Genomic DNA, 17,134 nt, shown 5'->3' on the forward strand with positions numbered 1-17,134 from the left:
GCAATGCCGTTAAGTTAGCTGGGGCTGGCGAGTGTGGATTCGTGGTAGGTGTTCCTGCTTTATTCCGCGGTGTTGTGCACGTTTTGTGTTGTGGTAGGCGGCGAAGTGTCGCTTGACGACCCGCGGGTAGCTCCTGTGTCGTCGGGGAGGATTCGGGTGCGTTACGAGTTCGTCGACTATTTCATTCAGGATCGAGGGGGGAAAGTTCCGCGCCGCTGGAAATGTGGCGTCGGATGATTCTGAGAGCGCGAACGAACGATAATCGGTCGGGGTCGATCTCGGCGAGGTCGGAAGCGTTATGCACAAGTTTTCGGATCGCGTAGTGCGCCAGGAGGAGTCCCCAGATCTCTTGTTTGACAAGTTCGGGTGAGCGAGACCGTAGGACCCGGCCATGCGCGATCTGGTGGACCTCGATCTCATCAAAGACGTTCTCGATTTCCCAACGTTCGTGATAGAGGGCGGCGATTTCATCGGCGGGATAGCGGTCGTGGTCCAAGAGAGTGGTGATAATGCGGTACGTCGCCGAAGACCCCTCGATTGTGTATTCGACGACCCGGCAAGCGGTACCGTTATCGAGTAGCCACTGATGCTCGGCCCGCTTGTTATCGCGCCCATGGACGCGGGAGGATTGCCTCACTGCGCTTTGACGTGCGGGCGCCAAAAGGACGGACAGATACGATCCGTCGGGGTATTCGGTGATGGGGGGAAGGTTCAGGGTGCTCGCGACACGAAACGCGGCGTCCACCTTGCCCGCGATCAGCAATTCCCAGATCTTGTACGAGTAGAAGCCACGATCGGCAAGCAGGAGCGTTCCTTGCTCTAGCCGGCCGACCAGCCGCTCAGCCAGCGGCCGTTCGCTGGAGCCGAGGTCACCGATCACCGCGTGCGTAATGGCGTGAGTCCCACACTCGGCAACCGCTACCACCTGCACGCGCGGGAACACGCTGGCCCCACGTCCTCCCACGCTATAGCCGAACGTGGCGGCGTTGCCCGGCGACTCAGGAGCGTCCAGCACCACTCCATCAATAGCCATCACGCGTTGCCCGTGGAACCACGCCGACGGCGTCGCTGAGGAAGCCAAAGGCTGGGCAACACGCTCGAAAAGTAACTTCATGGGTTCTTCACCCAGGCGGGCCCGGGCCTGCGTGATTGCACTGGGCGTGGGAACATGCCAACTGGATAACCATCCACCGATGAATCTCAGACCGTTGACGAGCCTTCGCATGACTTCGTCATAGCTCTCCCCGAAGAACAGTCCCAACGCGATCACGTAGTAGACCACGACTCGGGCCGGAAGGAGACGCGAACGTTGCTCCCGCCGATTAGCCAGATCAATTGCCGTCTCGACCTCGTCCCGCGGAATACACTCCGCCAACACGCCCACAGGAAGATGATCCGTGAATTTCCGCGAAACGGATTCGTTCATAGCCCCACACTAGAAGAATCACCCCGGAGCGTCACGAACATAATCCCGCGAGTCGCACAAACCTCCGCAGACCACACCAACAAATCTCGAAAAATGCCGCAAGCATCCTCAAAGACCACTCACCCGCGAAGCAGTGCCAGCGGCTAACTTAACGGCATTGCGATGTGGTGGGCGTCGCACTGGCTGTCGGGCGCGCCGCAGCCGGGGAAGGTGCAGCCGCCATCACGCAGGGACAAGGCTCGACGCAGCCCAGCCGGGACGAGTCGAGTGGTGGTGCCGTAGTCGAGGAGTTCGCTGCTCCGGCCCAGCACCACCGGGACCAGGTCGGCATCGCAGGCCAACCGCCGCAGGTCGCCGGCGCTGATGGGCAAGCCCGTGTCGAGCAGGCCGGCCTGCTCCACTCCTCGACGCAAGGCGTCGTAGTCGAAGGTCACCACGATGCGCGGACGCTCACCCGCCACCGTCGGCACCTGGCCGCCGGGGCGGCGGCCATCCGCCGGAGGCTCGTCGGAGACCATGTCTCCCACGCCCGAAGCCAGGTCCGTGAGGGCGTCCGCCCACCGCTGAGCGATGCTGAGCGCCGGCTGTTCGTCACGGGGCAGGTCGCGGGCGTGGCGGCGTCCGGCGTCCACCTTGGCCTGGAGAAGCTTGAGCAGGGGCGTCGCCTGCAAGTGCGGCAGGCTGCCGTGGACGATGGAGGAACCATCCCCGTCGTCGGTGAACGTCAGGCAGCGGGCCGCGTGGGCTCGACGCTGCTGGGCTTCCAAGCGTCTCTGCACCTGCTCGGGGGTTTCAGCTGACTCGGGAGCCACCACGTCCAGCACTCTCGGCCCGAGCTTCGCCAACTGTCCGGCCTCGGTGTGGGCCGCCTCGGAGATGAGCCATTGCTCAGCCTGGCTGCGCTGCCGCGGGGTCAGGTCCGCAGGCAGTTGGTTGATCACCTTGGCGATCGAGCGGGCCTGCCGCGTGCTCACCTGGCCGGAGAGCGCCGCGTCCCGGATGCCGGGCCGCGCGTTCACCTCCTTGCTGCCCAGCACCAGCCCGGCCGCTTCACCTCGCCCGAGCGCCGCGGTCGATTGCATCCAACTCGTCGTGGGCGTCCCGGCCACGATGCTGCTGCTCCGCGCCTTGTCCGCCTCGGCCACCAGCGCACCGAGCAGGGCCTCCGTTCGCACCAGGACGACCTGGGCCTGCTCGACCAGGGCCAGACGCGTCCGGTGGTCGAGGCCGTGACGCTCTGCATGATCGACCGCATCCAGGGCAGCCGTCATCGCCACGAGGGCGGCGATGGTGGTCGTGCTGGAGGGGGTGTCCATGGCAAGAACGCTACGCGTCGCCACCGACACAATCGAACAGGAATCGAAACTGTGGAGGACCATCCACAGGGTGGGTGGTCACAGGGTGGGTGTGCAGGGTGGGTGTCGCAGGCCGGGTGTCACAGGCCGCGTGTCACAGAGGAGGCCTCACCGAGTGGGGTGTCACAGAGCGGGCATGGTCCGGGTTCGTGGCACAGGGCCGCGCAGTGCACGTCCGGCCTGACGCCGTCAGGGCAACGGATGGGGATCGCCGCCCCGACGTGCCAGCTCGGCGTCCGCTCGTGCCAGGCCCCCGTGTTCGAGTCCGGCCATGGTGCTGGTGCCGCGCCAGACGGCACGTCCACGTCGACGGACGACGACGCGCAGGACGCCGCTCAGGTGCTCCAATGCGCCCGGAGTGTTGCGGTGCTCCGCGGGCAGCGGAACCGGCAGGACGTGCGCGAAGCCGAGTGGCGCGTGGGCGTCCACGTCGACCGACCACAGGTGCGACCGCCCCCGCAGCGACCAGGCCTCGTCGTGGATGCGGGCCACCACGGGGGAGGTCCCGGGGTTGCCCAGCCGGAGGACGGTGCCGTCGGGCAGGCGCACCACGAGGCCCGTCACCTCCGTGCGCAGCGGCCCGGCGTGGACCTGGCCTCCGGCGAACGCCACGCAAGCGCCTCGCTCGTCGAAGCCATGGGCCTGTCCCCACCACCAGGCGTCGGGGAACCCGCCGCGTCCCCAGTTCTTCTCGCCATAGACCTGCGCTTCGGTGAACTCCCACGTGTCGTCGCCGAGGGTGACCCGGCCGGACGCCCGTCCGCCGAGGAGCCACGGGTGCCAGTACTGGTTGAGTGCCGGCACGAGCTGGAACGCGCTCGAACCGCCGAAGGCCCGCCGCGGCCACAGGTCCAGGTGGTTGAAGGCCGCGTCCAGCTCCCCGTTCGCCATGCGGACCCGCAAGATCCGCTCCGTGCCGAGGAAGTGCCCGCCCGAGCCGGCACCCAGCGCGTCCGGATCGGCCCAGGCGCCCTCGACGGCGGCGGTCGCCAGCCCCGCCGGTGAGGACACCCCCGGCGAGGTGGCGAGGCCCAGGGTGGCCCAAGGGCCGTGCGGTCCTTGGTTCACGCCGATCAGCGCGATCGCCGAGCGCTCGGGGGTGGTGATGCGCCAGAAGTAGCCCTCCATGGAGACGCCCGGGTGGGCGCGTGCGGGGCGTCCGAAGGGCAGGTCGGCGCCGGTGGCGCGGTAGCGGGAGGTGATCGAGGCCAGCACGTCGTCCTCGCTTGGGCTGGGGGAGGCAGGCTCCGGAACCGGACGCCATCACCCTACAGGGACCAGTGGATTTGAATCTTCAACCTATCCGAGTGGGTTTAATTGAAGCATCATCTATCTGCAAGGCTGCAGGGAAAAGAGCTTGTGATGAACAACTACAAGACGGTCAACCCGTACACCGGCGAGCTGGTCAAGGAGTTCCCCACCGCCAACCCCGAGGAGATCGACGCGGCCATCGAACGCGCCGACGCCGCGTTCCAGGAGTGGAGGGAGGTCCCGGTCGAGGGGCGAGTGAGTGTCCTCCAGAAGGCGGCCGACATCCTGCGCGAGAACCGCCGTGAGTACGCCGAGGTCCTCACCCTCGAGATGGGCAAGCTGATCGCCGAGGCCGAGGCCGAGGTCGACCTCTGCGTGGACATGCTGGAGTACTACGTGGCGCGGGGTCCCGAGCACCTCCAGCCGCGCTACCTCGAGACCAAGCAGCTCGGCGAGAAGGACGTGAAGCTGGTGTCCTCGCCGCTGGGCGTCCTCTACGCCATCGAGCCGTGGAACTTCCCGTACTACCGGGTCGTCCGCATCAGTGCCCCGCAGTTCACCGCGGGCAACGCGATCGTCCTCAAGCATGCCGAGAACGTCCCGCAGTCGGCTCTGAAGATGGAGGAGCTCTTCCGCCGGGCCGGCGTTCCCGAGGGCCTGCTGACCAACGTGTTCGCGGACCACGCCGCGACCGAGCAGGTACTCGCCGACCCGCGCGTGCGCGGCGTCGCGCTGACCGGCTCCGAGCGTGCCGGCGGTGCCGTGGCCGCCGTGGCCGCCAAGAACCTCAAGAAGTCGACCCTCGAGCTGGGTGGCTCGGACGCCTTCATCGTGCTGGCGGACGCCGACCTCGACAAGGCGGTGGAGTGGGCCGCCTTCGGACGTCACTGGAGCGCCGGCCAGGTCTGCGTGTCGTCCAAGCGCATGATCGTCGAGGACTCGGTCTACGACGAGTTCCTGGAGAAGTACCGCAAGCGCGTCGCCGAGTTCAAGGCCGGTGACCCGATGGATCCCTCCACGACGCTGGCACCGCTGTCCTCGCAGCGCGCCAAGGACATGCTGACCGCCCAGCTGGAGCAGGCCAAGAAGGAGGGCGTGACGATCGAGGAGCTCGGCGAGCCCGTCCCCGAGCAGGGCACCTTCCACCAGCCGACGATCCTCACCGACATCCCGGTCGGGTCCGAGACCGCCAAGACGGAGTTCTTCGGCCCGGTCAGCTCGCTGTTCCGCGCCAAGGACGCCGATGACGCCGTGCGCATCGCCAACGCATCCCCCTTCGGCCTCGGTGGCTCGGTGTTCACCGAGGACATGGAGAAGGCTGAGAAGGTCGCCGCGAAGATGGACACCGGCATGGTGTACATCAACCAGCCGACCGGAGTGAAGGCGGACATCCCGTTCGGCGGCACCAAGCGCTCCGGTTACGGCCGTGAGCTGGGTGACCTCGGCATCAGGGAGTTCGTGAACGAGAAGCTGGTCGTCGTCCGCGACATCGACGACAACTTCTGATCGACAGACCTTCTGGTCGCCTGATCGAGCCGATGGCCCGGCCCCCTCGGGGGGCCGGGCCATCGTGCTTTGGTGGGCGTCGGGCTGGGAGCGCCTCTCGGCGCGTGGCCGCTCGCAGCGGCTATGAGTGGAGCCCGGGGCTACCGCAGCCCGACGCGCGTTCGAGAATAGGGGGTGTGCCGCCCAGAGCCAAGTGCGGGGTCAGCCAAGTGCGGGTCAGTTGCGTGCGGGGTCAGCTGAGTGCGGGTCAGCTGAGTGCGGGTCAGTTGAGTGCGCCGGTGCGCCAGAGGTGGGCGTCCTCGGTGAGGTCGTGTGCCATGTCCTGCAGCTTCGCGGCTCGTTCGAGGTCGGCGCGGTCGCGTCCCACCTCGGCTCGGCCGGAGGCGACCACGTGGCAGAACGCGGCGGCACGCTCCAACGCGATCGCGAAGTCTCCGGTGAACACCCCGCGCAGGATCGCGTCGGCGACCCGACGCACCTCGTCGGGACCGGGCGGGTCGATGCCGGCCACGGCATGGTTGGGCTCGGTGAACCGGACGCCGGCCGCGTACTCACGCGCGACGCCGTCCGGGTCGGTCACCATCCACTCGCGCAGGAGGTAGAGCCGCCACAGCGCCCCGGGCAGGGTCGTCGCCGGACGGTGCGCCCACAGGTCCACGAGCGTCGACAAGCCGATCTCGTCGACCAGGGCGACCAGGCGCGCGGTCACGGCCGGGTCGTCCGCGGAGCGCCCGACGTGGAGAAGCGCGGCGGCGGTCTCGTGCGCGGCGTGGAGCTGCGCGATCGGGTCCGACCCGGCTCCCAGGGCCTCGAGGGCTTCGGGGGAGCGCAGCACGGGACGGTGGGGCCGCTTGGGAGAGGTCACCCGACAAGGGTAGGCGTCCGCCTCCTCATGTCCCAGCCCTTGACGCCTCATCCCATTAGGCTTACCTTCTTGCACAAGGAGGACGCCGTGGTCGAGACATTCCAGCCCGACAGCCGGCGCCTCCGGCGGCATGAGGAGACACGCGCGGCCATCCTCGACCACGCGATCGACATCATGCGTTCTGAGGGTGTGCTCGGCCTCTCCCTGGGAGAGCTGGCTCGCCGCATCGGCGTCCGGACGCCGTCGCTGTACACGTACTTCGACTCCAAGAACGCCGTCTACGACGCGCTGTTCCGCCGAGGCTGGGAGCAATGCCTGGCCGCCATCACGGACCACGCCGAGCGCCTCGGCCCGGTCCGACCTTCCACGGACGTGCTCTCCCGGGCCCTGGAACTGACCGAGGCCCACGCACGCTGGGGTGTCGAGAACCCAGCCCTGGCCCACCTCATGTACTTCCGGCCCGTCCCGCAGTGGCAGCCGTCTCCGCAGGCCTACGAGCCGTCACTGGCGGTGTTCGCGCTGCTCGTGGATGAGATGTCCCGCTACCGCGAGCATGGGCTGGTCAGGGAGGACGTCACCGTTGCCGAGATGGCCAACAACGTGGCCAACCTCGTCACCGGGGTGATCGCCCGTCACCTCGGTAACGAACCCGACGCGGCTTGGGGGGAGGGCCGGGCCGAGGAGCACTTCGCCGGCTTGGTCGCCGCACTCATCACGTCCTACTTGCCCGAGGAGGATCGCCATGGACGTCGTACCCCCGCCCGCCGCTGAACTGCCCGCCGCCGACGCTGCCAGCGGTGCCCGTGCCGTGCGCGCGCAGCGGCTCGCCTTCGCCGCGGAGGCGGCTGCACTCGCGCCCGAACTGTGGGACGCCCCGACCGAGTGCCCGCGCTGGACAGTCCGCGACATGGTCGCGCACGTCACGGCGGCCTCCCGCTTCACGCGGGCACCACTGCTCTACCTCGTCGACACCGTGCTCGCGCGGGTGCTCCATCCGCGTGACAACGCCCTGGATGGGGTCAACGAGGTCGGCATCGCTCGGCTGCGAGAAAAGTCCCCCCACGAGCTCATCGAACGCCTGCGTCGTCGTGCCCGGGACTCGCGGCCGGCACCGGGCGTCCTGCGCCGGGTGCCCATCCGCGACCCCCAGCTGCCGAGGTACGCGACGATCGGGTACTTCGCTCACGACATCCTCGCTCGCGACGTGTGGTTGCACCGCCACGACATCGCCCGAGCAGCGGGCACGTCCGTCGCGCCCGACCCGAGCGACCACGATGTCGTGACCCAGGTCGTCCGCGATCTCGCGCTCGCCTGGCACGGGCCGAGCGTCGTCCTCCACCTCAACGGGCCGGAAGGGGGCACGTGGCTGCTCGGCCGTGAGGCCGGGGCCCAGCGAGTGGCCCTGGATGGTGCCGACTACCTGCGCCACCTCTCGGGGCGAGCGGTGCGGGAGGGCTTCTTCGCCCACGTCCCGGACGCCGTGCGGCCCAGCCTCGAAGCCGCCCGCGTCACCTTTTGAACCGGCCTATCCGGCGCCGCGCCGAATCCGTCGACGCGGACGACTCACCCCGGCCCGTTCGAGCTCGAGGTCGGCCAGGCGGGCCATGACCTCTGGGTTGCCGATGCGCCAAGCGGCCACGGGATTGTCAGCCACCGTGCGCAACGCGGCGACCGGTTGCGTGGCCAGGGCCCGGAGGGCGAGGAGGTCGTCGCCGTCGCTGCTGCTCAGCAAGCCGCTGGTCGTGCCGGCCAGGGCGGCGAACGCCACGCGGCGCGGCACCCACACCACGGCGAGCGCCAGGAGTGGCATCAGGAACACGAGCCATCCGGTCACGGTGGCCACCCGTTCGAGTTGGACGACCTGGTCGCCCGCCGCGACCGCGAGCTCGCCCAACGTGCCCGACATGCCGTCGAAGGGTTGCCGCAGCCCGTCGCCCACCACGGGGACTCCCGCGGCCTGCGTCGCGGCGTCGCCCAGCTGGCGCTGGAGATCGCCTGTGACGCGTTGCGTCTGGCGAGCGGGCTCGGACAGGGCTCGGATCGTGCCGTCCGCGAACCGACCCACGAACCACCAGGCCACGGCCCAAGCAATGAGGAGGAGGTCTCCCACCACTTGGCCGACAAACCGCCACGAGGGGCGCGCGTAGAACCTCATGGGCCCATCATGGCGGGAGGCCCGGACAGATCGCGTTCGGTGTCAGCCCGTCACGACGGCGTTGCCGGCGGACTGCCAGGCGCCGATGCCTCCGTCGAGGTGCCAGGCGTTGGTGAAGCCGAGCTTCTTCATCGCGGCCAAGGCAGCGGCGGAGCGGTTGCCGGAGCGGCAGTAGACCGCGTAGGGAGCCGACCGGTCGAGCCCGGCGACGGCCGTCTCGAAGTCGCCGTTGATGTCGGCGAGCTGGGCCCCCTCCAGGTGCCCGCCGGCGAACTCGGCCGGCGTCCGGACGTCGAGGACCGTCACGCCCGGGACGTCGAGGGAGGCCTTGAACTGCTGGGCGTTGAGCGTCGCACCGAAGGCGGGAGCGACCCCCTGCGCAGCCGCGCTCCCGACGGACGCCGGGGCACTCGGACTCGTTGCGGTGCAGGCCGCTCCGGTGAGGGCCACCACGGCGGCGACAATGACGGACGCGGTGCGACGGACACGCATGGCGGCTCCTCGAGGTCGGACGGACATGCAGGGATCATACCCCGGGGGGTATCGGATTCCGCAACCGTGGGATCCGAACCCGTGGGATCCGAACCCGTGGGATCCGAACCCGTGCGATCCGAACCCGTGTGATCCGAACCGAGAGTCCAACCGTCAGATCAGGAACCGGTAGAACGGGCTCTGGGGATCCACCGGCTCGGCACGGATCGGGCTGTGGTCCATCCGGACGAGGAGGTCGGGCAGGGTTGCCGGATCGCCCAACTCGATGCCGACCAGGGCGGGGCCCACCTCACGGTTGCTGCGCTTGACGTATTCGAAGTGGGTGATGTCGTCGTCCGGGCCGAGCACCTCGTCGAGGAACCTGCGCAGGGCGCCCGGCTCCTGCGGGAAGTTCACCAGGAAGTAGTGCTTGCGGCCCTCGTACACCAGGGAACGCTCGACGATCTCGGCGTAGCGGGAGACATCGTTGTTCCCCCCGGAGATGACCACGACCACGACTTCTCCGGGCTTCGGCGGGTGGAGCCGCAGTGCGGTGGACGCGAGCGCCCCGGCCGGCTCGGCGATGATGCCCTCGGTCTGGTAGAGCGCGAGCATCTCCGAGCAGATCGCCCCCTCGGGCACGGAGACGGCGCGGGGAGCCAGGCGGGCAGCGATGGCGTAGGTGAGCTCGCCCGCCCGGCGCACGGCCGCGCCGTCGACGAACGTGTCGACCTTCGTCAGCGTGGTCGGGCCTCCGGCATCCAGTGCGGCCGCCATGCAGGCCGCACCGGTTGGCTCGACCGCGACGACGGTGGTGTGGGGGCTGAACGTGCTCAGCCACACCAGGCAGCCGGCGAGCAGGCCGCCGCCGCCCACGGGCACGACCAGACGGTCGGGCTCGCGGCCCAGTTGCTCGACGATCTCCTTGGCAACCGTGCCCTGGCCCGCGATGGTGCGCGCGTCGTCGAAGGCGGCCACCATGACCGCTCCAGTCTCCTCGACCGCTTGGGCGGCCGCCGCAGACGCCTCGTCGTAGGAGTCACCGACGACCACGAGCTCGATGGAGTCACCGCCGAGGTGCAGCATCCGGTCGCGCTTCTGGCGAGGCGTGGTGCTCGGGATGAAGATGCGCCCGTGGATGCCCAACTCAGCGCAGGCCATCGCCACGCCTTGGCCGTGGTTGCCCGCGGAGGCCGCGATCACACCGGCCTTGCGCTCCTCCTCCGACAGCTGCGCGATGAAGTTGTACGCGCCCCGGATCTTGTAGGACCGCACCGGCTGCAGGTCCTCCCGCTTGAGCCACACCTCGGCCCCCGTGGCGGCGGACAGGCGTTCGTTGTACTGGAGCGGTGTGTCGTTGATCACCCCGGCGAGGCGGACGGCGGCGGCGTCCACGTCGGAGGCTGCCACGGGCAGGGGGAGGCTGATCACATCGCTGGGAAGGTGCGTCACCCGCCCATTGTGCCCCCGATCGAGGAGCCGGGGAGCACGGCGCACTCAGGCGTGCTTGCGGACCGGGGGCGCGTCCTTCGCGCTGGTCTCGCCGACGATGTCGAACAGGTCCGGCTCGCTCCGCTTGAGCACGGACGCCTCGGGCAGAACGGCTGCGGGCTTGCGTCCGATCACCGCCGGCACGGCCGTCGCGTCCTCCACCAACTCGGGAGCTGACAGCTGGCGAAGCGGCTCCTCGATGGGGGTGAGCTCGGCCAACTCCTCGTCGGTCACCTTCAGGTCGCGGAACCGGCGGGCCGTGACCATCACGCGGGTCTCGAGCGAGCCGACGGAGGCGTTGTACGCCTTCACCGCCGAGCCCAACGCGCGCCCGAGCTTGTCGACGTTGTGGCCCATCGTGCCCAGCCGCTCGTACAACTCGCGGCCCAGCGTGGACACCTGGGCGGCGGATTCGGCCAACCTGGCCTGCTTCCAGCCGTACGCGATCGAGCGCAGCATGGCGATCAGTACCGTCGGCGTGGCCACCACGACATTGCGGCTGCTGGCGTACTCGTGCAGGTCGGGGACCATCCGCAGCGCCTCGAAGCCGAGCGCCTCGTTCGGGATGAACATGACGACGAACTCCGGCGTACCCGGGTCGGCCTTCCAGTAGTTCTTCGCGCTCAGGGCGTCCACATGGCCCTTCACGTTCCTGGCGAACTGGGTCAGGTGGCGCTCGCGATCGCGCTCGTCGTCGGCCTCCTGGGCATCCAGGAAGGCCGAGAGCGGCACCTTGGCGTCGACGTAGACGAACTTGCCCTCGGCGAGGGTGACCTTGAGGTCGGGGCGGATCACCCGATCCTCCGACGTCGTGGAGGTGGACTGCTGGGTGAAGTCGCAGTGCTCGAGCATGCCCGCGAGTTCAGCGACCCGCTTGAGCTGCAGCTCGCCCCACGCGCCGCGCACCTGGGGCTTACGCAGGGCCGTCGACAGGGCGTTGGTCTCACGCCGCAGTTGTTCGCCGGTGAACTGCACCGCCTTCACCTGCTGCGCCAGCTCGGTCGACATGGCGACGCGGGCCTTCTCGACCTCGGTCAGGCGGTCGTTGAACAGCGCGAGGCTCTCCCTGATCGGGGCCATCAGCTGTTCGGTGGCCTTGAGCCGGGTCTCGGCGGTGGCGTCCGCCTTCTTGCCCTGCTCGTCGAGTGCGGCACCCGACAGCACCTTGAACTCCTTCACGAGGCCGTCACGATCGGCGGCGATCTCCTCGGCGCGGGCGCGGGCGGTGTCACGCTCGGCGAGCGCCGCCTCCAGCCGCGCGGCCAGGCCGGCCACCTTCGCCGCCTGCTCGGACGCCTCGGCCTGGGCGTTGGCCGCCTCGACGCGGCCCTCGGCCACGGCTCGGTGGGCGCGCTCGGCCTCGGCGCGTGCCTCCTGCACCTTGATCTCGGCCTGGCTCACCCGAACCTCGGCGTTGGCGATGTCGGCCCGCGCGCGCTCGGCGTCCGCCCGCGCCGCGGACTCGGCCGCGCGCAACCGCTCGGTGGCAGCGGCGTCCTCGACGGCGGCTGTGTCGGACGCCCGCCGCAGGACGAGCCATGCGCCCGCAGCGCCGAGTGCGACGCCAACGAGGAGGGCCACCAGGAGGAGGGCGAAATTGTCCATGCCTCGATCCTGTCAGGGCCCTCCGACAATTCTTCGCTGCCCCGCCGCGGGCTCCTGCACCGCGAGCAGCAGGAGGGTCCAGCCGGCGAGGTAGGTGAGGCGGACGACGAGTTCCACCCACGTCGGTGACGGGCGGAACCGGGGGTGGAACATCTGCAGGGCGACGAGCGAGTCCGAAGCCACCAGCAACAGCGCGGCACCGGCGACCCGTCGCGACACCGGTTCGGAGAACCATCCCCTCCGCGGAGCCGCCAGCGCCGCGGCGCCGAAGGAGACCAGGCAGCCGGAGAAGACCGCGACCGGGACGCGCATGCCCGGCGGCACATGCGGCCAGACCACCGCGCCGACGGTGGTCGCGGTCGCCGCCGCCCCCGCCGAGGACAGCACGTCCGTCGGGCACGGGCGCCCCCGCCAGTACGCGCCGGCGAGCGTCGCATACGCGGCGGCGAAGCACGACATCCCCGCGAGCGAGGCCGACTCGTCCTCATACTCCCGGGACGCCACGAGGAACGCGTCACCCACCGCCGACAGGCCGAGGGCCGCGGTTGTGAGCCGCTGGGTCGCGGTGGTCGGCCGGGAGGCGAGCGCCGCCGCGAACAGCGCACCGATGGGAGAGGTGGCCACCCACCGGATGATCCGTTCCGACGCTCCCGACAGGACCAGTCCGCTCAACGCGGCGCCCGAGGCGGCGGCTCCCACCACCGCACATCGTTGTGCCCTCGACAGGATCCCCCCACGCCCAGGCATCATGGCTCATCCCCTCACCCGCGCCGCGCCTGCTGACTCCAGTGTCCTCCGGGGGGCGGGGACTCCGCAGGCTCCGTGGCGGATCGCCGAGCGCAGCGAGCCTCGTGCCGATCGCGGGGTGACCGGGCAGGATGGGGCCATGGCACTGGACCACATCAACGACCTGGCCGCCTTCGTCTCCGCTTCCCCCAGCTCCTTCCACGCCGCGGCCGAGGTGGCCCGCCGCTTGGAGGCCGCCGGCTTCACCGAGCAGTCCGAGGACGCGCGTTTCGTGCTCGAAGCCAGAGGCGGCTACGTCATTCGTGATGGCGCCGTGGTGGCGTGGCACGTCCCCTCCGGTGCCGACGCGGCTTCCGGTTTCAGGATCGTGGGCGCCCACACCGATTCGCCATCCCTCAAGCTCAAGCCGCGGCCCACGGCGTCCGCCTTCGGGTGGCAGCAAGCGGCGGTCGAGGTGTACGGCGGCCCCCTGCTCAACCAGTGGCTCGACCGCGAGCTGGGCTTGGCCGGCCGCATCGTGACGCGGGCGGGGGAGCAGGTGCTGGTGCGGACGCCGGCGTGGCTGCGCGTGCCCCAGGTCGCCCCGCACCTGGACCGCTCGGTCAACGAGTCCCTGCGCCTGGACAAGCAGACCCACCTCAAGCCCGTCTTCGCCGTCGGACGCCCCGACCTCGACCTGCTCGACCTGATCGCCGACCACGCCGACCTCGACCTCGCCGACGCCGCGAGCCACGACCTGTACTGCTACGTCACGGAGCCCCCGGCCGTCTTCGGCCCCCAGGAGGAGTTCTTCGCCTCGCCGCGCCTGGACAACCTCAGCTCGGTGCACGCCGGTCTGGTCGCCCTGCTGGACGCCGAGGGTGACGACATCACGGTGCTCGCGTGCTTCGACCACGAGGAGGTCGGTTCCTCTTCGCGCTCGGGCGGTGCCGGCCCCCTGCTGGAGCAGGTGCTGCGCCGGATCGCCGGTGCCCTGGGTGCGGACGCCGACGGCTGGCACCGCATGCTGGCGCGCTCGACCTGCATCTCAGCGGACGCCGGCCACGCGCTCCACCCGAACCACCCCCAGTTGCACGATCCGGACCACCGCCCGCTGCTCAACGGTGGACCGCTGCTCAAGCACAACGCGAACCTGCGCTACACCTCGGACGCCGCCAGTTCGGCCCTCTGGCGCCGCGCCTGCGAGGCGGCCGGCGTCCCCACCCAGGACTTCGTGTCGAACAACGCGGTGCCCTGCGGCTCCACGATCGGGCCGATGACCGCCGAGCGCCTCGGCCTGGTGATGTGCGACGTGGGCATCCCGCTGCTGAGCATGCACTCCACCCGCGAGCTCGCGGGCGTCCTCGACCCGGGCTGGCTGGCCGACGCCCTCACCGCGTACTACGCGGGGGCCTGAGGTCCGGGGCGCCGCACGTGCGGACGGGGTTAACATCGGACCCCCAGTCGGGGCACAAGTTCACTCCATCCGTCGGCCCGCTCACCCGGGGGCCGTGCAACCGCGGTCGGGCCTTCGGCGTTCCGGCCTTAGAATGCTCTCCCGTGGCACTCACCATCGGAATCGTCGGGCTCCCCAACGCGGGCAAGTCCACCCTGTTCAACGCGCTCACCCGCAATGACGTCCTCGCGGCGAACTACCCGTTCGCGACGATCGAGCCGAACGTGGGCGTGGTGGGGGTGCCCGAACCCCGACTGGCCAAGCTGGCCGAGATCTACGGCTCGGAGAAGCAGATCCCGGCGACGGTGTCGTTCGTCGACATCGCCGGCATCGTGAAGGGCGCCTCGCAGGGCGAGGGCATGGGCAACGCGTTCCTCGCGAACATCCGTGAGGCGGACGCCATCTGCCAGGTCACCCGCGTCTTCGAGGACGCCGACGTCACCCATGTGGACGGTCACGTGAACCCGGGCAGCGACATCGAGACGGTCACCACCGAGCTGATCCTCGCCGACCTGCAGACGCTGGAGAAGGCGCTGCCGCGGGTCGAGAAGGAGGCGCGCATCAAGAAGGAGGCTCGCCCCAAGCTCGAGGCCATGCAGGCGGCCGTGGAGACGCTGAACTCCGGCAGGACCGTCTTCGCGTCGGGGATGGACACCACCGAGCTCAAGGACCTGTTCCTGCTGACCGCCAAGCCATTCATCTACGTCTTCAACTGCGACCAGGACGAGCTGGGCAACGAGGACCTCAAGACCCGCATGCGTGAGATCGTGGCGCCGGCGGAAGCGGTGTTCCTTGACGCCAAGTTCGAGTCCGAGCTCGTCGAGATGGACGAGGATGAGGCCCGCGACTTCCTGGCCGAGATGGGCGTGGACGAGCCCGGCCTCGACAAGCTGGCCCGCGTCGGTTACGACACCCTGGGCCTTCAGTCGTACCTCACGGCAGGCCCCAAGGAGGCCCGCGCCTGGACGATCCGCAAGGGCGCCACCGCACCCGAGGCGGCCGGGGTCATCCACACGGATTTCCAGAAGGGCTTCATCAAGGCTCAGATCGTCTCCTTCGACGACCTGGTGGCCGCTGGTTCGGAAGCCGCGGCCAAGGCCGCCGGCAAGATGCGCCTGGAGGGCAAGGACTACGTGATGGCGGACGGCGACGTGGTGGAGTTCCGCTTCAACGTCTGACCGGAGCGACACATGGGTGAGGGTGCGCGTGCATGGCAAGGGTGGGGGAGAGTCGGCCGGACCCGGTCGAGGAGAGAGCGCCTCGGCGAGGGGCGACATCCGGCGCCGGTCAGCATGACAGGCTCCTCACCTCGACGTTCACCCTCTCGTGGCTGGTCAACTTCTCCCAGTACCTGACCTTCTACGTCCTCGTCACCACGATGGCGCTGTACGCGGTGCGCCAGTTCGCCGCCTCGGACGCGATGGGCGGACTGGCCTCCAGCGCGTTCGTCATCGGGGCCACCCTCGCCCGCGTCATCGCCGGGTTCGTGGTCGACCGCTTCGGACGCCGACGCATCCTCCTCGCCGCCCTCGCGATGGCCGCAGTCTCCAGCGGGCTCTACTTCGCGGCCGTCTCGTTGCCGATCTTGGTGGTCGTACGCATCCTGCACGGCTTCAGCTACGCGTTCGCCAGCACCGCCACCATGGCGGTCGCGCAGGCGGCGATCCCGGCCCTGCGCCGCGGGGAGGGAACCGGCATCCTCGCCCTGAGCAGCACACTCGCCACGGCCGTGGGGCCGGCGCTCGGACTCTTCCTCGCCGGCAACGTCGGGTACGCCGCGCTGTTCACGGTCGCCACGGCGACGTCCGTGCTGGGCCTCGTCCTCGCCCTGTTCGTGCACGAACCCGCCCGGACGAGCGGTGCCAACGTCCCACCATCCGCGCGCAAGAGGTTCTCCCTGGCCGACATCCTGCACCCCGACGTCGTCCCGATCGGGATGTTCATGGTCGTCGTCGGCCTGTGCTACGCCGGGGTCATCACGTTCCTCAACGGGTTCGCCCAGGAGCGGTCCTTGACGGGAGGCGCGGGCTGGTTCTTCGTCGCGTACGCGGTCGCGATGCTGGTCATGCGACTCGTCCTGGGGAGGGTCCAGGACACCCGAGGCGACAATCCCGTGGTCGCCTTCGGGCTGGTGAGCTTCGCCCTGGCCCTCGCCCTGCTGGCGTTCGCGTCCGCGGACTGGCACGTGGTGGTGGCGGGCGCGTTGACCGGTCTCGGCTACGGCACCCTCATGCCGGCTTCCCAGGCCATCGCCGTGTCACGGGTGGAGCCGCACCAGTTGGCCACCGGCCTCTCCACGCTGTTGCTCCTCGCGGACGTGGGCCTCGGCATCGGCCCGATCGCGCTCGGGGCACTCGTCTCGGCCGCGGGGTTCGGCACGATGTACCTCGCGCTCGTTGCAGCCGTGGGCGTGGCCGCCGTCTGGTACGCGTTCGCGCACGGACGCCATTCCCGGGCTCGGCGCCCCGCGGCCGTCGCGTCGTCCTAGGCTGCGGGCATGGCACTGACGCGCGAGCAGATGATCGAGATCCTGGCGGAGGCCGATCCCGTCGGCCTCATTGCGAGAGGTGCCCCGCGGGACGAGTACGCGGCCGAGGCCGACGAGATCCTGAGCCTGCGCGGCGTGCCCCAGTTGACCGAGGTCACGAGCATCTTCGCCGTCAGCTTCGGCGAGCCGGGTGCGTGCCAGCGTGAGACGGCACGGTGGATCGTCGAGGAGATGAGTCGCCGAGAGGGGCCGTAGGGCTGCGGCGCAGGACACGGGCGGGGGTCGTCCGGCTCCTTTTCCCACTCCCGTGGTCCATGGACCACAATGGGGCGATCGGGA

At 69.6% G+C, this 17,134-nt stretch carries 16 protein-coding genes; 7 read left to right on the plus strand and 9 right to left on the minus strand.

From position 1 onward, the window contains the following. Positions 1 to 181: 181 nt before the first annotated feature. The 3 genes from AC5YDV_RS06805 to AC5YDV_RS06815 form a co-directional block, all read right to left on the minus strand. The gene (locus tag AC5YDV_RS06805) at positions 182 to 1,426 is read right to left on the minus strand and encodes an IS4 family transposase (RefSeq protein WP_496182899.1); all 1,245 of its coding nucleotides are present in this window, start codon (positions 1,424 to 1,426) and stop codon (positions 182 to 184) included. Positions 1,427 to 1,569: 143 nt separating this feature from the next. Continuing rightward, a complete protein-coding gene (locus AC5YDV_RS06810) occupies positions 1,570 to 2,742 on the minus strand; it encodes an HNH endonuclease signature motif containing protein (RefSeq protein ID WP_496182459.1) in 1,173 nt (390 codons plus the stop codon). A 228-nt stretch (positions 2,743 to 2,970) separates the two neighbouring features. Next, entirely contained in the window at positions 2,971 to 3,996 is a 1,026-nt protein-coding gene (locus tag AC5YDV_RS06815; protein WP_496182460.1) for a tocopherol cyclase family protein, read from the minus strand. Between the two features lie 147 nt (positions 3,997 to 4,143). On the opposite strand from AC5YDV_RS06815, the gene AC5YDV_RS06820 reads away from it, so the two are divergent. Beyond that, positions 4,144 to 5,538, plus strand: a complete 1,395-nt coding sequence (locus AC5YDV_RS06820) for an NAD-dependent succinate-semialdehyde dehydrogenase (RefSeq protein ID WP_496182461.1) — start codon at positions 4,144 to 4,146, stop codon at positions 5,536 to 5,538. Positions 5,539 to 5,800: 262 nt separating this feature from the next. On the opposite strand, the gene AC5YDV_RS06825 is transcribed toward AC5YDV_RS06820, so the two are convergent. Further along, on the minus strand, positions 5,801 to 6,403 hold the full coding sequence (locus AC5YDV_RS06825; protein ID WP_496182462.1) for a hypothetical protein: 603 nt from the start codon (positions 6,401 to 6,403) through the stop codon (positions 5,801 to 5,803). 87 nt (positions 6,404 to 6,490) lie between these two features. On the opposite strand from AC5YDV_RS06825, the gene AC5YDV_RS06830 reads away from it, so the two are divergent. Together AC5YDV_RS06830 and AC5YDV_RS06835 are read left to right on the plus strand one after the other, a co-directional pair. Then, complete coding sequence (locus tag AC5YDV_RS06830; protein WP_496182463.1) at positions 6,491 to 7,174, plus strand: TetR/AcrR family transcriptional regulator; 684 nt, start codon at positions 6,491 to 6,493, stop codon at positions 7,172 to 7,174. Next, positions 7,146 to 7,922 (plus strand): maleylpyruvate isomerase family mycothiol-dependent enzyme, encoded by a 777-nt coding sequence (locus tag AC5YDV_RS06835; protein WP_496182464.1) that lies wholly within the window; start codon positions 7,146 to 7,148, stop codon positions 7,920 to 7,922. The genes AC5YDV_RS06830 and AC5YDV_RS06835 overlap by 29 nt, the downstream gene beginning before the upstream one ends. 6 nt (positions 7,923 to 7,928) lie before the next feature. Here AC5YDV_RS06835 and AC5YDV_RS06840 read toward each other — a convergent pair whose 3' ends face one another. The 5 genes from AC5YDV_RS06840 to AC5YDV_RS06860 form a co-directional block, all read right to left on the minus strand. After that, positions 7,929 to 8,558 carry a hypothetical protein gene (locus AC5YDV_RS06840; RefSeq protein WP_496182465.1) on the minus strand — a complete coding sequence of 210 codons (630 nt, stop codon included), beginning with the start codon at positions 8,556 to 8,558 and terminating at the stop codon, positions 7,929 to 7,931. 42 nt (positions 8,559 to 8,600) lie between these two features. Continuing rightward, positions 8,601 to 9,050, minus strand: coding sequence for a rhodanese-like domain-containing protein (locus AC5YDV_RS06845; protein ID WP_496182466.1), 450 nt, complete (start codon positions 9,048 to 9,050; stop codon positions 8,601 to 8,603). A gap of 153 nt (positions 9,051 to 9,203) precedes the next feature. Beyond that, positions 9,204 to 10,481 (minus strand): threonine ammonia-lyase IlvA, encoded by a 1,278-nt coding sequence (gene ilvA / locus AC5YDV_RS06850; protein WP_496182467.1) that lies wholly within the window; start codon positions 10,479 to 10,481, stop codon positions 9,204 to 9,206. 45 nt (positions 10,482 to 10,526) lie between these two features. Then, a complete protein-coding gene (locus AC5YDV_RS06855) occupies positions 10,527 to 12,125 on the minus strand; it encodes a DNA recombination protein RmuC (RefSeq protein WP_496182468.1) in 1,599 nt (532 codons plus the stop codon). A gap of 12 nt (positions 12,126 to 12,137) precedes the next feature. Continuing rightward, positions 12,138 to 12,824, minus strand: coding sequence for a lysoplasmalogenase family protein (locus AC5YDV_RS06860; protein ID WP_496192446.1), 687 nt, complete (start codon positions 12,822 to 12,824; stop codon positions 12,138 to 12,140). Positions 12,825 to 13,011: 187 nt separating this feature from the next. Between AC5YDV_RS06860 and AC5YDV_RS06865 the strand changes: the two genes are divergently transcribed. The 4 genes from AC5YDV_RS06865 (at position 13,012) to AC5YDV_RS06880 (ending at position 17,050) form a co-directional block, all read left to right on the plus strand. Further along, positions 13,012 to 14,268: a M18 family aminopeptidase gene (locus tag AC5YDV_RS06865; RefSeq protein WP_496182470.1), complete on the plus strand. Its 1,257-nt coding sequence runs from the start codon at positions 13,012 to 13,014 to the stop codon at positions 14,266 to 14,268. Positions 14,269 to 14,411: 143 nt separating this feature from the next. Then, the gene (gene ychF / locus AC5YDV_RS06870; protein WP_496182471.1) at positions 14,412 to 15,485 is read left to right on the plus strand and encodes a redox-regulated ATPase YchF; all 1,074 of its coding nucleotides are present in this window, start codon (positions 14,412 to 14,414) and stop codon (positions 15,483 to 15,485) included. Between the two features lie 32 nt (positions 15,486 to 15,517). Then, positions 15,518 to 16,795, plus strand: a complete 1,278-nt coding sequence (locus AC5YDV_RS06875) for an MFS transporter (RefSeq protein WP_496182472.1) — start codon at positions 15,518 to 15,520, stop codon at positions 16,793 to 16,795. 9 nt (positions 16,796 to 16,804) lie between these two features. Then, positions 16,805 to 17,050 (plus strand): hypothetical protein, encoded by a 246-nt coding sequence (locus tag AC5YDV_RS06880; RefSeq protein WP_496182473.1) that lies wholly within the window; start codon positions 16,805 to 16,807, stop codon positions 17,048 to 17,050. The last annotated feature ends 84 nt before the right edge of the window (positions 17,051 to 17,134 follow it).

Source organism: Propioniciclava sp. LT432 (assembly GCF_059515965.1).

Excerpts from the sequence above, each read along its gene's own strand:
- AC5YDV_RS06805 (WP_496182899.1), bottom strand. The coding sequence starts at position 1,426 with ATGAACGAATCCGTTTCGCGGAAATTCACGGATCATCTTCCTGTGGGC.
- AC5YDV_RS06810 (WP_496182459.1), bottom strand. The coding sequence starts at position 2,742 with ATGGACACCCCCTCCAGCACGACCACCATCGCCGCCCTCGTGGCGATG.
- AC5YDV_RS06820 (WP_496182461.1), top strand. The coding sequence starts at position 4,144 with ATGAACAACTACAAGACGGTCAACCCGTACACCGGCGAGCTGGTCAAG.
- AC5YDV_RS06835 (WP_496182464.1), top strand. The coding sequence starts at position 7,146 with ATGGACGTCGTACCCCCGCCCGCCGCTGAACTGCCCGCCGCCGACGCT.
- AC5YDV_RS06840 (WP_496182465.1), bottom strand. The coding sequence starts at position 8,558 with ATGAGGTTCTACGCGCGCCCCTCGTGGCGGTTTGTCGGCCAAGTGGTG.
- AC5YDV_RS06845 (WP_496182466.1), bottom strand. The coding sequence starts at position 9,050 with ATGCGTGTCCGTCGCACCGCGTCCGTCATTGTCGCCGCCGTGGTGGCC.
- AC5YDV_RS06855 (WP_496182468.1), bottom strand. The coding sequence starts at position 12,125 with ATGGACAATTTCGCCCTCCTCCTGGTGGCCCTCCTCGTTGGCGTCGCA.
- AC5YDV_RS06865 (WP_496182470.1), top strand. The coding sequence starts at position 13,012 with ATGGCACTGGACCACATCAACGACCTGGCCGCCTTCGTCTCCGCTTCC.
- AC5YDV_RS06875 (WP_496182472.1), top strand. The coding sequence starts at position 15,518 with ATGGCAAGGGTGGGGGAGAGTCGGCCGGACCCGGTCGAGGAGAGAGCG.
- AC5YDV_RS06880 (WP_496182473.1), top strand. The coding sequence starts at position 16,805 with ATGGCACTGACGCGCGAGCAGATGATCGAGATCCTGGCGGAGGCCGAT.